This is a genomic window from Peribacillus butanolivorans (assembly GCF_001273755.1).
Classification (GTDB): domain Bacteria; phylum Bacillota; class Bacilli; order Bacillales; family DSM-1321; genus Peribacillus; species Peribacillus butanolivorans.
Window position 1 is genome coordinate 2,790,356 of the sequence record NZ_LGYA01000001.1, and the last position, 16,757, is coordinate 2,807,112.

Below are 16,757 nucleotides of genomic sequence, written 5' to 3' on the forward strand. Positions count from 1 at the left end.
CTCCTCCTTTAAACATTAGTCGGTGCTTGTACGCGTGTTGCTTTTGCCATTGGATGGTGAAGCCAGCATGCAGCTGTCTGTCCCTCTTCTACTACCTCAAGTTCCGGGTCATGTTCTTTGCACACTTTCATTGCAGATTCACATCTTGGATAAAATGGGCATCCTTTAGGCGGATCTAACAAATCCGGTGGTGATCCGATAATCGGTACCAACGGAGCCGTTTTTTCCATATCCAGCCTTGGCACCGTTTTAAGCAATCCTCTTGTATATGGGTGTTGCGGGTTTGCAAATATTGCTTCAACTGTACCTGTTTCCACAACTTTACCTGCATACATGACTACTACCCTTTCGCAAGTTTCCGCAACCACACCTAGATCATGAGTGATTAAAATGATGGAAGTATCCATTCTACGTTGGATATCTTTCATCAGTTCTAAAATTTGAGCTTGTATCGTTACATCCAATGCCGTTGTTGGTTCATCGGCAATTAACAATTTCGGTTCACAGGCTAGAGCCATCGCTATCATCGCCCGCTGGCGCATGCCCCCTGAAAACTCATGTGGATATTGCTGCATCCTTTTTTCCGGCTGAGGAATACCAACCAGTTTAAGCGTTTCTAACGCTCGTTCATATGCATCTTTTCGAGAGATATTATTATTATGCTTTAAAATACCCTCCATAATTTGGCTGCCGATTTTAGTCGTTGGATTGAGCGAAGTCATTGGGTCCTGGAAAATCATGCTGATTTCATTTCCACGAATCTTCTGCATTTCCTTTTCACTCATTTTAATAAGGTCTTTACCACCAAATGATATTGACCCTGTTCCATACTCTGCTGGAGGTGTTTCCAATAATCGCATGATCGATTTTGCAGTAACGCTTTTGCCGCATCCGGACTCTCCAACGATGGCGACTGCTTCCCCTTTTTTCACTTCAAAGTTCACGCCGCGAACAGCTTGTACTTTTCCTGCATACGTATGGAAGGTGATGTGTAAATCGTTAACTTCTAATAGGTTCTCCATCATCGTCCCTCCTATTCTAGTATTATCAAAATCTTTATGTTATGACTCATTTATTTCCGTAGTTTTGGATCTAGGGCATCCTGTAGTCCATCACCAGCCACATTAAACGCGAACATGGTTAATGAGATCAATATCGCCGGGATTAAAAGTTGATAGAAATTCCCTACCAAAATGCTTCCCAGAGCATCACTGGTCAACGTTCCCCAGCTTGCCTGAGGTGCTGGCACACCCAGTCCCAAAAAGCTTAATGTAGCTTCGGCAAAAATCGCCGTAGGTACAGTCAACGTTAAATTGACAAGGATTGGTCCCATTGTATTTGGAATCATGTGTTTTCTTAAAGTCCAGCTCGTATTAGCACCAGAGATGGTTGCCGCATGAATATATTCATTCTCTTTTAATTGTAAAACCTGCCCTCTTACCAGTCGGGCCATAGGAATCCATCCTGTAATCGACATGGCTATGATTATCGGCAATATACCAGGTTTTAATACGACCATCATCAAGATAACCATCAATAGGTAAGGGATCGCATAGATCACTTCAGCAAACCTCATCATTATATTATCGGTGCGTCCGCCACGAATGGCTGAAATCCCGCCATATAGGACACCAATTAAAAAGTCTATTAGCGCCGCCATCAAGCCAATGAACAAGGATATCCTTGCACCATACCAAGCTCGCGTAAATAAATCCCTTCCTGATGAATCCGTCCCAAACCAATGCTCGGCATTGGGGCTAAGATTCTTTTTCTCGAAATCTTGACCATAATAAGTATATCCGTTAATATACGGACCAAAAATAGCCAGCAAGACCAACAGGATAATTAGAACAAACCCCGTCATTGCTAGTTTATTTTCTTTAAAGCGACGCCAGACGTCAGACCAATATGAAACCGTTGGCCTAGCAATTTTTTCAGCTTCCTTAAAGTTTCCTTCAGCGGGTAGGAACATATCTTCGGTTAAATGTACTTTATCTGCCATTATTTTTTCTCCCCCGTCACTTTAATTCTAGGATCAATCAACGTATAGGCTATATCAACGATGAATATCAATAGGATAAGCACTGCACTATACACAATTGTGGAACCAAGAATGACCGGGTAGTCTCGATTGGATATTCCCTTTACAAACATATCTCCCATGCCCGGAATACCAAAAATACGTTCAATAATGAAGCTTCCTGTAACGATATTAGCCGTTAGGATACCAAGAATCGTGATAATCGGCAATAAAGCATTTCGGATCGCATGTTTGATTATGACACCGCTACGTTTTAACCCTTTAGCCTTTGCGGTCAAAATGTAATCCTGTCCCATTACTTCAAGCATGCTTGTCCGCATCAATCTGGCAATGAAAGCAAGAGGCATCATCGACAGGGCAATGGATGGTAATATGGTATGCTGCCATGTCGCCCATGTAGCCACTGGGAATATATGCCATTTTATTGCAAAATAATTGATTAAAATAGTCGCCAAAATAAAGTTCGGAACAGATATCCCGACGATGGCAATGACCATTGATAAATAGTCAGGCCATTTATTTCGTTTCAGTGATGCCACTACACCTAAAATGAGCCCAAAAAAGATGGCAATCACCAGTGCTTGCGCTCCTAAATGCAAGGACACTGGGAATCCCTTCAAAATGTAATCATTCACAGAAATGGATGAGGATTTCAAAGAGGGACCAAAATCAAATTGAACGACTTCCAATAAATAATTTCCATATTGGGTCAACAAAGGCTTGTCCAATCCATAGTGGACTTGAAGATTTTCATAAACAGCGGGAGGCATTGCTCCTTCTTTCGCAAATGGATTTCCCGGAATCGTATGCATTATAATGAACGTTAATGTAATAACCGCCCATAAAGTAATAATCGCCCATTTAAAACGATTTAATGTATATCTCAACATGGTAATCACCCCAATCATCGATTTTCTAAGGAGTTGAAAACGGAAATGAATTCATGAAATATTCAAATTCGCAATTGAAAAATAGGGTATGTCCATAATCGGACATACCTCCTATTTTCATCCTTCTTTTATTTTTTATCCGCGTAAATAAAGTTCGGATAAGCGTTTATTGGTGCATAAACCCCAGTAACATTCGATTTAACCATATATGGTTTTGTATAGAAGTAAACCGGGAGAATCGGCATTTCATCAATCAGAACTTCCTCTGCTTTATGCAAAGCAGCCATCCGTTCTTTTGGTTCCATTGTAGATTTCGCCTCTTTTAAGTATTTATCATATTCTTTGTTGGACCAATCCGCATCATTATAGGCACCGTCTGTCTCCCAAAGCATGAATGTCATCGGATCAACATAGTCACCAACCCATCCTGCACGGGAAATCTCGAAGTCCCCAGCTTTTTCACGGTCAAGTTTAACTTGGAATTCAGCATTTTCAAGTGTAACTTCAACACCTAGGTTATCGCGCCACATTCCTTGAACAGCTTCAGCAATTTTTTTATGAGAATCTAATGTATTATATAAAATTGAAAAATCAGGAAGTTCTTTCATGCCTTCTTCAGCTAATCCTTCTTTTAACAATTTCTTAGCTTCATCAACATTTTCCGCAAAAAGGTCACCTGTATTTTCCTGGAAATCACCACTTGCATCAGGAATACCTGGCGGGACTACTCCAAAGGCAGGCTTTTGACCACCTTGAGCAACATTATCCGTAATTTTTTTACGTTCGATAGCCATTGATAACGCTTTTCTTACTTTAGCATTATTGAAAGGTTTTACTTTAGTATTAAAGTTGTAATAGTAGACAGCAAGTTCTGCTCCATTTTTGAATTCTTTATCTCCAGAATTAACCAATTGACCTTGTACATCCACTGGTAGTGGATAAGCGATGTCCAATTCGCCACTCTGATACATTTGCCATGCAGTATTTTCATCTTCAATTAGAGCAAAATTAACGGCATCCAATTTGATTTTGTCTTTATCATAGTAATTTTCATTCTTTTCGATTTTCAGGCTTTCTTTATGTTTCCACTCCGTTAACTTGAATGGACCGTTTGATACATGTGTTTTGGCATCCAAAGCCCATTTTGGATTTTCTTCTTGTACCTTTTTATCGATCGGGTAGAAAGTATAGAAAGAAGTCAAATCAAGAAAATATGGTGTAGGCTGCTCCAATGTAACCTCTAACGTAAGGTCGTCCGTTGCTTTTACTCCTACATCCTCTTCCTTGCCTTTTTTACTGTTGTAAGCTTCCCCGCCTTTAAGATAATAAAGTTGGTAAGCATAATCAGCAGCTGTTTCTGGTTTCAATGCATATTTCCAAGCATATTCGAAATCATTCGCTGTAAGCGGATCTCCATTTGACCATTTCAAACCATCTTTCAATTTAAATGTCCATTTTAATCCATCTTCACTGATCTTCCATGATTCTGCAACACCTGGTACGATTTTGCCTTCTTCTGTTTTCTTAGTCAGTCCTTCAAACGTATGTTCAAGAATCCATGATTCATGAGTTCCTTGCGCATTAGCAGGATGAAGCGAACCAGGTTCACTTGAGTTGTTTACATTTAATACTTTTGATTTGGCTGAGTCACTCGAGCCACCTTCTTTTTCATTCGAAGTTTCCTTCGAACCGCTGTTACATGCTGCAAGCACAAGCATAATAGCCATTAGAAGCGCAAGCACTGAAAATTTAGACTTTTTCAAAAATATTCCCCCTCATCTTTAGTCTTTCTTGGAGTATCCCTAGTTTAAGAGATTATCCTTCTGCCATCTATTAACTTCTGGTTTAGTACACTAAAATATTCTGCGAGGATAGTTAGAAGTATTCATAGAAACTCACCAAAAATAACTAGCGAAGCGTTTGCATAAATTTACGTTTTTTCTCAAAAACCCAAAATCAGCAGTTTTATAGCTTAAAAGCACCTTCCTTTCAACCTCGCAAAAGGGTACTATACTTTGAATTAAAGATGTTGAATATTAAGTATATTACGAATAAATTAAAAAATCAATAAACCAATGAGTACTTTTTCACAAGATAGGTATTAAATGCTAGTAATTTTGATTTATATAGTAGGTAAAAAGAATTGAAACATTAACTTATTTCAACTTCAAACCCCTTCATTATGCGTTTCATTATAGACTCACAAGTACAAATCACTATATTTATATTTACTTGATTGGAAACTATATTTGATCTTCTTAATTATACATATTTTTCTCATTATTCAGAAGAGGTTGAATTATTAAGTGACTCAACTTCCCAAGTTAACCACTTTTTATTAGATTCCATTTTTGTATAAGGGTCACAGAAGTGATCAAACCTTTTTCAAAACAAGCTCTTTCAATTTGTTATTTTTAGGTCATTAGTATCATTTGAGCAAACTTTATTCTAAAACAACAACTGTGGTCTTTAGTACGTCTTAATGAACCAAGGTCGCTCACCCAAAAAACACAATTCCTTGTACAAGGATTGAGCCTGAATACTTAATAAACTTAATTCACTTAAAAAGGCCTCTATAAATGGTTAACTCAATAGCTGCTTTCATTTATGTTTTTTAAGCTTGTGTAGCAAGTATTCTTCCGATTTTCCTTTTTGATAACTAAGGGGCTTCCCAATTCTCATCTTTTAATTGATTACCAATATAAAAAATTTGGCCTAATGTCTGTCTCTCTATTGCTCCAAGTACTGTATGACTTTCACCACGAATATAAATATTCTTTAAAAATTCTTGTTCTCCTAAATTAGGGGGTGGACAATTTAGTTCACGGGATCATGTCCCACGCACCTGTACGTCCTACCCTAGCTCCTGATAAAATAGATTCTATTAAAAAAAGATCAACCAGTAAAAACTGGCTAATCTTAAAATACGAACGCACCCCACTAGCCAATCACATACAAAAATTGGGTAATTAGAGAAGTTATGATCGCACTGGTGGATGTCAGTCACGCTGACCCACAGGATCCATGTCCGAAGTTTAGTTGCGTTAATGACTAATCCGCGTGCTTCAAATGTCCAATATCCATTTTATGCCCTCATTAAAACATAATAATTCTAAGTATTTTATTTCTGTTCTCCTTCACTTATGATTAAATAAATACAATGACACAAAGAGTAAACAAATACCTGCTATCTTTTTCGCATCCAATGGAATACGTACCCCACCCAATAAGCCAAAATGATCAATGACAGCTCCAATCAGTATTTGTCCTAAAATAACCCCAACTAAAGTAGGGGCCACTCCAATTTGAGGGACTACTAAGACGATGACTATGACATAAATGGCCCCTAAGAGACCACCTATCAGTTGCCATTTAGGTACAGAAGTGACAGCTGAAATATTTCCATTTCCTGCAAACAAAACAATAAATAATAAAGCAAGTGTCCCGATTCCAAAAGAAATGAAAGAGGCTTCAATTACCCCTACTTTTTTTCCTAAACCGCCATTTATCTGTCCTTGAATTGCTATTGTAATGCCGCCTAGGACCGCAAGTAACGGAAATAAAATTTTCACAATAAATATGCTCCTTTTCATGTCCAGTGGACGTGATGATGAATTCATTTAATTTTATCATGAAAAATATGTATAGATTCCCTTATTTATCAAAACAAATGGTAATATGCAGATTCTTTCTTTATATACAAAAAAAGGTCCAAATGGCCAGCCCGGATATCCTTTTACATCTTTTTATTAAACTATTTATCAATGATTCTGCCTTAATTAATTAGGGAAACTGACTAAACTAGGTGATGTATCAGCTTAAACTCCGTATATAGCAAGGAAAATATCACGGCATCATGCGATTGATTACGAAGAAATATATAATTTCTAAGATTCCCCTCTTGCTTAAAACCAAATTTCTTTAAGAGGTTAGTGGATGCAATATTATCAGGGAAGGTTAATGCAGCCATTCGATGTAAGTTTAATTCTTCAAATGAATAACGTAATACTTCTCTGACAGCTTCCGATGTAAAGTGTTTCCTCCAATAATCCGGATGGATTTCATACCCGATTTCAGCACGTTTATTAGATATGCTCAAATGATTAAGACCAACAGTACCAATAAATTTCCCGGAATCTTTCACCACTACTCCCCATCGAATCCCCCTTTTGTTTATATATGCACTTTTAAACGAGTCTATTAATCGTCGAGCCTCTTCCACTCGAATTAAGCTTTCTATCCCATCATATTTGGTTACTTCATCTTTTGAGAGAATTTCAAACAGACTTTCCGTATGCTGGTGACCTATTTCTATTAAACGCAACCTCTCTGTTTCTAACTCTTGAAATCTCATCCTACAATCCCCCCGTGGATTCACTATCTTCTTTATTCTATTTATGAAAAAGAGATACCTGCATTAATGGACAATACTTTTCATTAATTTCCTTTCCTTAAGGTATAATGCAGAATCGGGATGCCCGCCCTTAGTAATCAAATCTCTAATAATTTGTGAGAGAATAACACTGTAAACCGTTCCGTTCCAACCATACCCGCCCGAGCTGCGATAGTAAGCTTTCCCATTAAAAAGGAAGGATAGGGATTTCAAAGGATACAGCAGTTTTAAAAGTAGTTACATAATACTATCTTTTCAGTAATCATATTGAAAAAAAAAATATGTTACAATAGTAAATCTAGACATAGGTATAAAGGGGCAATTACAATGAAAATAGAGGTTGGCTCTGTTATCAACGAATTAAGAATAAAACAAAATCTCACAAGAGAAGAATTAGCAAAAGATATTTGTGAGCCTATTACCTTGTTAGATTATGAAAGAAGCATCTCATCACCAACAATTGATGAGTTGGGACTATTAGCAGATAAACTTAAAGTTGATCTTTCGTATTTTTTTACGACCAAAAATGAACCGATTTATAATTACATAGAAACTATTAAATTATTAATAAACAGATATAAACGTACACGTAATTATGAAGCAATTTATGAAATCGTCCAAAAAGAAATGGCAACAGCACCGGAAAAATCCATATCATTTTATCAATTCTAATGGCATGAGGGTATGTCTTTTTTTTATTTGTTCAAAAATAAACAAATGGCTATTGATCTATTAAATGAGGCCATTCAGATTACAATGGGCAAACGGGTAATTCTTCATCAACAGGAGATAGAAGTTTTAAATAGTATTGGAATGATTCACTTTAAAACAAAGGATTACGATGAAGCTATAATCATCTTCAATGAAGCATTGGAATTTATCGAGAATATTCCTCATGTGAATCAGGAAGGTACAATTTTAGTAAAAATCATTCATGGATTAGCTCAAACCTTAACCGAACTTCATTGCTATCAAGAGTCATTAAATTATACGCTAAAAGGCATTAATATTTGTAATTCTATCGAATCTTTATATTTATTTGCAGAACTTCATTTTCTTACCGGGAAAAATCTGATTCATCTTCAACAACAGAATGAAGGACTGCAATATTTAAATCACTCCAGAACCATATTCAGTATTCAAAAAAACGAAGAATATGTACAAATAGTCGACCATGAATTAGAAAGAATCTTACAATCTATACTAGTCCTGAATTGAATTATACAAAGGTAAAGATTGCTTTAAAAAGCATTTCTCTACCTTTTTTAGTTTCCTATTATTTCATATCAATAAGAAAGTGATCTTCTAATATTTAATGATTAAGCATAGAAATTACACTAACAATCGTAGATCTAACTAATTTTTTTTCGCATAAAAGTTAACCGATTACTCCGTCACCTCTATGCTTCCCATGAGCAACTTCAATAATTTTTCCTTTATTACTCAAATTCATATGTTTCTAGTTATCGTCTATAAAATTTTTTAACAATAAATTAATTGAAATCTCAAAGGAACACTATCATTAAAAAATACGCCACTTTCAATAGGCAACCAAAATCAGATATAATAGATAAAAGTAGCCAAAATGGAGGAAAATTAATTGTCTAATAGATTAGGTTTAGTACTAGACGTAGAGACAACTGGATTGCGTCCTACTTCTGATGAAATTATCGAACTTGCCCTTATTCTTTTTACCTATAGCAGCGAAACCGGTGAAATTATTAACCTTGTTGATCAAGAATCGTTTTTAAGAGAGCCTCTCTCTTATCAAGCAAGAAGAAATTATGATCAAGCATACAGGGTTCATGGAATTCCATATAGCTCTGTCGAAGGAAAAAGCTTTCACGATGAAAAAATAAAATCTTTTATAGATCGTTCTGACTCAATTTTTGCCCATAATGCTTCATTCGACAGAAGTTTCCTCTACCATATGTATCCAGAAATCAATAACCATCAGTGGTTCTGTACAATGCGCAATGTCCCATGGAAACAATACGGTTTTGTAAATAGTAAACTCTTAACATTGCTGCGGGCTCATAACATCACAAATTTCCAAACACACCGGGCAATGGACGACATTTCTTATCTAATGGAGCTGCTGCGAAAACCTAGTCCTTCGGGCTATCCCTATTTAAAAGATGTTATTGCTAAAAATCCTATGAAAAAATATGCCCCTTCGTCTCAAAAATCTTGGGTATAATAGAAAAGCAGGAAATTCTAAATAAATTTCCTGCTTTTCTATTTAAACATCCTGGTAAAAATACAAAAAAACAGCGAACCCTATTCGAGTCGCTGTTTTTTCATTATTCTTCACCTGCATCTTCCGTAAATACGTTTTTCATCTTTTTATATCTATAAAAGAAGTATACGAAAGATAGTATTAATGCCACTACAAGGAAAATGGCAAGTATACTAAGGTTATGCCACATGAATCCAAAGTCTCCAGTTGAGATTACTGCTCTAAAAGCATTAATCGAATACGTCATCGGTAAGAATGGAGTAAACCCTTGCAGGAAGCTAGGAACTAATTCATTTGGGAAAGTTCCGCCGCTGCTGGTCAGCTGTAGAATTAATATGAGTAACGCTATAAAACGACCTGGATTATCAAAGGCTGAACCAAGAAATAGAATGATAGCCATAAATGTGCAGCTAGCAAGAATGCTTACTACAAAAAATAATGGCAGACTAGTGACTTCAATTCCAAGTCCTAATATTAATATCAAATCCACCAATATAGCCTGACATATTCCTATAATAGCCATGACCCCGTATTTACTAATAAACCAGCTTAATCCATTTGCAGGAATAACAGCAGGATCTCTTAATGGGAAAATGATTGTCAGAACGATTGCCCCAATAAATAAACTCAATGAAATTAAATAAGGTGCAAAGCTAGTTCCATAGTTTGGCACATTATTAATAGGCAATTTATCAACCTTTACTGGACTTGCAAACATGTCATAAACATCTTCATCGGCTTTTATATTACCTGCTTCGCTTGCTCCGTCTTTCAATTCGTCATGTAATTCTTCCGAACCATCTGAAAGTTTGGCGATTCCATCTTGAAGCTTAATAGCTCCATTCGCTAACTCTCCCATGCCACTTGTAAGACTTGATGTACCTTCTTTTAACTTATCTGTTCCAGTAATCAGACTTTTCGAACCTTCTGATAGCTGAGAAGTTCCATTTGATAATTGCTTCGACCCATCTTCTAATTGATCAAGCCCACTAACCAAATTATTGCTGCCTTCCGTTAATTGTCCAAGTCCACTCTGTGCTGAATCTATACTTTCGCCAAATGTTGTCAATCCAGCTACTAATTGACCCTGTCCGCTTTGTAGATCATTCGCTCCATTGGCAAGTTTATCTTGAGCTTGTTTTAATTGAGTAAAACCACCGCCGAGCGCATTGGTGCCTTTTCCTAACTGATTTGCCCCTTCACTAAGACTAGTGCCTCCCTTAGCAATTTCAGAAGCACTTGCGGATAGTTTTCCTACTCCTTCAGCTACTCCTCTACTTCCTTCACTAATTCCAGATAGAGAAGCAATTAATCCTTCTAAACGAGCTTTCTCTGCAGGATCATCTACAGTTTGAGATTGTTGTTTTAAACCGGAAATAACTTCTTCCAATCCGGCCGCAACGTTCGATGCTCCTGCTTTTGCATCACTCGTAGCAGCACTCCAATCGGACAAAGAACCTGAGAGCTGGCTTGCACCAGTAGCTACACCATTTGCCCCCTCGGTCAGAGTAGGCAGCTTTTCTTCAATCTGATTGAACCCTTCTAAAGATTGTTGCAGTCCTGAAGCTAATTCTCCAGAACCTGCTTCAGATTTTTTGGCTCCTTCTAAAAGTTTTGATTGCCCATCTTTCATTTGTCCAATCCCAGAACTAAATTGTTGTAAGCCTTGATTAAGTTCTTTCGAGCCAGAAGCTGCTGAACCCACTCCATCCGAAAAGGTCAAGGACTTTTCAGCTAATGTTTCCAGGTTTTTATGGATTTCAACTGAACCTGAATGTAGAGAACCAATTCCTTCATCTACTTTTTGTGAACCTTCTTTAGCAGAGTTAATCCCCTCTCCTAGTTCGTTAGACCCATCCTTTACCTTATCGGTCCCGTCTTTCAGTTCGCCTGCTCCATCACTGGCTGATCCAAGTCCATCAGCAACTTCTTTCAAATTATCAAACATTGACTCAGCATAGGTTTTTGTAACGGCCGCAGAAACCTCACCTTTAATTTTCTCGGAAGCTGCGTCACCTATCTTAGTAGAAATATAGTTATACCCTTCATTTGAAGTATATATTAAATCAAGTTTTTCCGGATTTTCTTCTTGCAAGGTAGTTGCATTTTTCGAAAAGTTTTTCGGAATTTCAATCTTCATGTAATAGTCCTGGTTCGCCAGGCCTTCATTCGCTTCTTTCTGACTGACAAAATGCCAATCAAAGTCCTTTTTCTCCTTTAACTCTTTCACTAAGTCTTTCCCAATGGTAAGTTCTGATTCGTTAAGCTCGGCTCCTTCATCCATATTGACAATGGCAACCGGCAATTGATCGACCTTACCATACGGATCCCAAAATGCCCATAAAAATGTCCCGCTATAAAGTAAAGGAACACTAATAATTCCTAATATAGAAATGAGAATTATTGGTTTTTTTATAATAGCCAATAATTCACCTTTCAGCGATTTTAACACACCTATCAAATCCTCCTATACGACAAACATGTCGTTTATTTACTCTACTTCGGTGTAAAGCGAATTGAAAATACATTCATGACTGCTTATCATCTAAAAAATATATATTTTATTTCCTTACTATAAATATATATTTTCTTCTAGAAAAAATATGACTATATTGTTCATCTGGTCATTATCACGAAAAATAATATAACATTTCTACTGCTGGATATCAAATTTATTTACTTTTTAAAATCACATAATTTTTCTTCTTATCTGTAGTATTTTTGAATGGTTATTTATACAAGATTATGTAATCCGTTAAAATAATGTATTCTAAAATAGTATGTAGCACTAAAAAAAGGGTACCCATAATGGATACCCTCATCAAACAAAAAAACAACAAAATTCGAACAACTTGATAAAGCGCTTTCAAATCACTTTGATATAATACCCTTTAATTTACCCGCCTGCTCGGTTAATCTCTCAAGGGATTCCTGATACTCTTTTTCTAGCTGTTTGATGATACCAGCAGTGGTATCTATTTGCTTTATCGCCCCTACACCATGTCCTGCGGACCAAATATCACGCCATGCTTTAGAATCTGATGATTTAGACATGCTGTCAAAATCGACATTTTCTTTTTTTGCTAATTGATCTGGATCCATACCTGCCTTTCTAATACTTGGTTTCAACATATTACAATTAACCCCAGAAAATGCATCAGTCAAGATAATGTCATCATGATTCGACTCGACAAGCATTTCACGATATTCATCATTTGCCCTGCTCTCTTTTGCCACGATAAAACGTGTACCCATATAAGCAAGATCCGCTCCGGCAGCTTGAGCAGCTAAGATGCTGTGACCTGTACTAATGGATCCAGCAAGCAAAATGATTCCGTCCCAGAACGTCCTTACACTGTCAACGAAAGCAAAACTATTTATCTCACCCGCATGTCCGCCAGCTCCTGAAGCAACTAAGATCAATCCATCCACACCTGACTCTGCTGCTTTTTTGGCAAATTCTACGCTGCTGACATCTGAAAAGACCAACCCACCATAGCTATGTACGACATCTACAACATGTTTTGGAGACCCAAGAGAGGTAAGAACGATGGGAGGTTGGTGCTTTTTGACTAATTCCAATTCTTCTTCAAGACGGCTATAAGTTCGGTGAACAACCATATTCATTGCCCATGGAGCAATTTTCTTGCTGGGTTCTTTATCTCTTGCTGCAATTAGTGTGTTATTTATATCACCCATCCATTGATCCAGTACTTCTATCGGCCGAGCATTCGGTGCTGGAAAAGAGCCAATTACTCCATTCAAACAGCATTCTTTCACTAATTCAGGACCAGAAATTAAAAACATAGGCGCTGAGATAACTGGTAAAGATAATTGATTCCACCAGTGTTCAGGTACAGTTCTTCTCATCTATAAAACCTCCCATTTTAATATATTACCAAAATATAACACTATAAGATTATCATACTTCTTAAAGACAAAATTTTCAAGAAATTATTTTTATCTGCAAAATACCACTCTTAACGAGTTAAATTTAAATAAAAAACTGTATATGGATTAAATCCACATACAGCTTTCAATTAATTGGAGAGCACCCATTTTTGGATTGCTTTAGCTACTCCATCTTCTTGGTTAGTAGCAGTGACCCAATCTGCTTTTTCCTTAACTATCTTTTGAGCGTTACCCATCGCTACACCCATCTTTGCTTCTTGAATCATGGCAAGGTCATTTAGACTATCTCCTACTGCCATTACATTATCCATTGTAATATTGAGCAATGAACAAACAAGGTCAATTGCTTTCGCTTTATTTACTCCAAGTGCATTCACTTCAATATTCGTTGGACTTGAATTGCTTATTTCAAGATTTCCTTTTGATTTAAGTTCGTCCATAATAGTTTGGCGAATGGCTTCATCTTTTGTATCAAAGCCGAATTTAAGCCATTGCGAGTCATGAATTCGTTGAGGCATTTCAGCCCTATATATACTATCACAACTAATTGCCCAAAAATGCGTACTATGCCTTTGGCTTAATTCCCACATCCACTGTATGGATTCACTATCGACTATATTTCTTTCCACCAATTTCCCTTGATTGTCGTAAATTTCACTACCATTAACCGTTATAAGATATGACTGAAGCTCCATTGACTTTGCAAAATCACTGCAAGTCGCATAGGATCTTCCAGTGCTTAACACCACAAAAACCCCCTGGTTTTCTGCTTCTTTAATTGCTTTCCGATTTTCCGCAGAAATTTCTCCCGCTTCATTTAGAAGTGTCCCATCCATGTCGAGCGCTACTAGTTTAATTTCTGGTTTATTCATTCTTATTCACCCTTTCTGAATTCTTCTCTATGTACATAATTCCATAATAGCGTATATTGCTTATCCAAGGAAAGAGCGTGATTCAATGAACAGGTTTCAAGGTCACAAATATTTTGTGACCTTTTAGCATTTTATTTAGATTTATATTTTATTAATTTTAACTATCTTGCATTTATAAATGTTACTTTTTTATTTAATATTATCCTTAATCAAACCTGATTTTCTATTCTCAATAGAAGCCCATACACCAATTAGACAAGATTCACATTTTGGAGATATGACACTCCCTTCTATTTATCTTGTTTCCTTTCATTTAGTTCCTTATTAAGTTCACCTTCCCAATTAGCAACGCCGTCGTTTTCATCAAATTCTATAATGACATCCGTTACCCCTCTTTCCTTGAAAATTTCATCAAAGAGCCGGTCTTTAATGTCATCAGCCTGGGCGATAGAAATTTGGGCATCAAGTTCTACCTCTAATTCCACATGAAAATCTTCTCCTTCTTTTAATACCGCCAGTTTTTGGATATCTCTCACATCCGGATCACTCATGACCATAGTTCCTATTTTCTGACGCATCTCAATATCAGCTTCACCAAGAGCTCCCGCTGCATTATCAAGAAAAACCCTTCCAACCACATAAAACATACCGAGACCAATCATGACAGAAGCAACACCTTCTGCTTGAATAAAGGGAGTGAAATTCGCCAACAATATGGCTACTAACGCCAGTATACCTCCACCTGTTGCGACCATATCTTCCATAAATACTAATTTCGTTGCTGGTTTTGCACGTTTTAACCCAGCGAAGCTTTTATAGATGACTGCAGTTCCTTTCGCTTCTATCCCCGCTTCATGTACTACTTCTTTCATCGCTTTAAATAATACATATGATTCCAACACAACCGCTAACGCGAGAACGGACAAATTAATTATCATCCCACTTGACTCTACTGGATGCAAGATGTGATGAAATCCTTCTTTTATCGTTTCATAAGACATGATCCCAACAACCAACACAGCCCCTAAAAGAACTAGGTTAACCAGTCGTCCGAATCCATCTGGAAAACGATTTGTTGGTGACTTTTTACTTAATGCGGAACCAATGAAAACGAAAAACTGGTTCGCAGCATCCCCCAAGGTATGCAATGTTTCCGCAAACATAGCCACATTCCCCGTCATGAAATAAGCTATCCCCTTTAACACAGCGATAATACTATTCACACAAGCGGCAATAAATGCCGATTTATTGCCTTGTTTTAATAACTGGAATAATTCTTTCATAATAGAGGCCCCCTTTACTTTTAATAAGCTTTTATAATATTGTATTATCCCCAACGCTGTATTATATGAAACCAAAAAAGGGAAAAAGCTCTATCTATTTCAATTGAGTTCAACATTCTCGTCATGAATGATTTACCAACGTACATTTCAAAAGTGCCCCTTCATCCTTCTAATCACTGATGAGATCAGCAGTTCTCCATATTCATGATTATATGCCACTTCTAAACATCAATTACTAAGATAAAAATCGAATCCCTCTGTACATTTTTTGCTATAAATACCTGTCACTTGGAGCAAACAATCCATACAAAAAGGCAGTAAGCAATAGCCTACTACCTGTTTTACTAAGGTATAAAGTTAGAATTATGCTTCCGTTTTTTTTAACTTTGATGGATTGTTCACTTTATAACGAATTTCTTTATCGTATTTCTTGTCAACCACTTTTCCGTCAAATTCTATTTCGTCGCCTTCTTCAAGTTCTGCCTTTTTTAATGTTTTGCTATATCCACACCAGGCATCACCAATGAAGAGTTCTGGATCTGTGGTCACTTTGACATTCTCTAACAGGATTACCTCATCTTCTTCACCGGTGAAATGGTTCATTTTTGCAGTAAATTCCTTGACGGTTGCTGTGAAATGGACTTTGTCTGCTGGTAAGTCCAGTTTAGGTTTCGCTGGTGCCTTTTTACTCTTTGACTTTGCCTTTTTTGGTGCTTCACTTAGCTGCTCAGGACTTTCTGTCACTTGGACAACTGTTACTTGTTCACCCTCAGTTAAAGGTGCAGATGCTTCAGCAACTGGCCCACTCAATAGCTCTTTACCGAAATTCGAACTTTGCATTTCCTTTAAATATGAAGGGTGAATGCAGCTAAGCTTACCATTTTCAAATTCAACAACAATCGTATCAAGACCGTTACCATATTGTTCATAACCAGCCAATTTCACTTTTCCTTGATAGCTTCCGCTTTTATATAGTAGTTCTCTTTTTACTGAACGAGCAGTGAATAATTTCCATTCTAAACCTTTAGCGATATAATCCGCCTCATCTGAAAAAGAGATAAACTCTCCCTTTGGTTCGATATAGTGAATTAAATCCTTTACTTCAGCTGGAGTTTCAGCCACAGTCA

15 protein-coding genes are annotated in these 16,757 nt (G+C 36.9%); 3 read left to right on the forward strand and 12 right to left on the reverse strand.

The window, feature by feature from the left end:
• Window positions 1–8: 8 nt before the first annotated feature.
• From AKG34_RS12715 to AKG34_RS12740, 7 genes are all read right to left on the reverse strand, one after another.
• Window positions 9–1,022 carry an ABC transporter ATP-binding protein gene (locus AKG34_RS12715; RefSeq protein WP_053346401.1) on the reverse strand — a complete coding sequence of 338 codons (1,014 nt, stop codon included), beginning with the start codon at window positions 1,020–1,022 and terminating at the stop codon, window positions 9–11.
• Between the two features lie 50 nt (window positions 1,023–1,072).
• Window positions 1,073–2,002: an ABC transporter permease gene (locus AKG34_RS12720; RefSeq protein WP_053346402.1), complete on the reverse strand. Its 930-nt coding sequence runs from the start codon at window positions 2,000–2,002 to the stop codon at window positions 1,073–1,075.
• Window positions 2,002–2,931, reverse strand: a complete 930-nt coding sequence (locus AKG34_RS12725) for an ABC transporter permease (RefSeq protein ID WP_053346403.1) — start codon at window positions 2,929–2,931, stop codon at window positions 2,002–2,004. Before AKG34_RS12725 ends, AKG34_RS12720 begins: the two co-directional genes overlap by 1 nt.
• 128 nt (window positions 2,932–3,059) lie before the next feature.
• A complete protein-coding gene (locus AKG34_RS12730; RefSeq protein ID WP_223305493.1) occupies window positions 3,060–4,694 on the reverse strand; it encodes a peptide ABC transporter substrate-binding protein in 1,635 nt (544 codons plus the stop codon).
• A gap of 896 nt (window positions 4,695–5,590) precedes the next feature.
• Window positions 5,591–5,704 (reverse strand): DUF1572 family protein, encoded by a 114-nt coding sequence (locus AKG34_RS29685; protein WP_169787523.1) that lies wholly within the window; start codon window positions 5,702–5,704, stop codon window positions 5,591–5,593.
• Window positions 5,705–6,068: 364 nt separating this feature from the next.
• On the reverse strand, window positions 6,069–6,503 hold the full coding sequence (locus AKG34_RS12735) for a DMT family transporter (protein ID WP_053346404.1): 435 nt from the start codon (window positions 6,501–6,503) through the stop codon (window positions 6,069–6,071).
• Between the two features lie 224 nt (window positions 6,504–6,727).
• Window positions 6,728–7,285 carry a GNAT family N-acetyltransferase gene (locus AKG34_RS12740; RefSeq protein ID WP_053346405.1) on the reverse strand — a complete coding sequence of 186 codons (558 nt, stop codon included), beginning with the start codon at window positions 7,283–7,285 and terminating at the stop codon, window positions 6,728–6,730.
• Window positions 7,286–7,651: 366 nt separating this feature from the next.
• Here AKG34_RS12740 and AKG34_RS12745 point away from each other — a divergent pair, with 366 nt between their 5' ends.
• From AKG34_RS12745 to AKG34_RS12755, 3 genes are all read left to right on the forward strand, one after another.
• Window positions 7,652–7,996: a helix-turn-helix domain-containing protein gene (locus AKG34_RS12745; protein ID WP_053346406.1), complete on the forward strand. Its 345-nt coding sequence runs from the start codon at window positions 7,652–7,654 to the stop codon at window positions 7,994–7,996.
• A 12-nt stretch (window positions 7,997–8,008) separates the two neighbouring features.
• Entirely contained in the window at window positions 8,009–8,542 is a 534-nt protein-coding gene (locus AKG34_RS12750; RefSeq protein ID WP_053346407.1) for a tetratricopeptide repeat protein, read from the forward strand.
• 382 nt (window positions 8,543–8,924) lie between these two features.
• The gene (locus tag AKG34_RS12755; RefSeq protein WP_053346408.1) at window positions 8,925–9,524 is read left to right on the forward strand and encodes an exonuclease domain-containing protein; all 600 of its coding nucleotides are present in this window, start codon (window positions 8,925–8,927) and stop codon (window positions 9,522–9,524) included.
• A 103-nt stretch (window positions 9,525–9,627) separates the two neighbouring features.
• On the opposite strand, the gene AKG34_RS12760 is transcribed toward AKG34_RS12755, so the two are convergent.
• The 5 genes from AKG34_RS12760 to AKG34_RS12780 form a co-directional block, all read right to left on the reverse strand.
• Entirely contained in the window at window positions 9,628–12,015 is a 2,388-nt protein-coding gene (locus tag AKG34_RS12760) for a YhgE/Pip domain-containing protein (protein ID WP_236694941.1), read from the reverse strand.
• A gap of 419 nt (window positions 12,016–12,434) precedes the next feature.
• A complete protein-coding gene (locus AKG34_RS12765; protein WP_053346409.1) occupies window positions 12,435–13,433 on the reverse strand; it encodes an NAD(P)H-dependent flavin oxidoreductase in 999 nt (332 codons plus the stop codon).
• A 170-nt stretch (window positions 13,434–13,603) separates the two neighbouring features.
• A complete protein-coding gene (locus tag AKG34_RS12770) occupies window positions 13,604–14,347 on the reverse strand; it encodes a Cof-type HAD-IIB family hydrolase (protein WP_053346410.1) in 744 nt (247 codons plus the stop codon).
• A gap of 290 nt (window positions 14,348–14,637) precedes the next feature.
• The gene (locus AKG34_RS12775; RefSeq protein ID WP_053346411.1) at window positions 14,638–15,630 is read right to left on the reverse strand and encodes a cation diffusion facilitator family transporter; all 993 of its coding nucleotides are present in this window, start codon (window positions 15,628–15,630) and stop codon (window positions 14,638–14,640) included.
• Between the two features lie 363 nt (window positions 15,631–15,993).
• Window positions 15,994–16,752 carry a hypothetical protein gene (locus AKG34_RS12780; RefSeq protein ID WP_053346412.1) on the reverse strand — a complete coding sequence of 253 codons (759 nt, stop codon included), beginning with the start codon at window positions 16,750–16,752 and terminating at the stop codon, window positions 15,994–15,996.
• Window positions 16,753–16,757 lie beyond the last annotated feature (5 nt).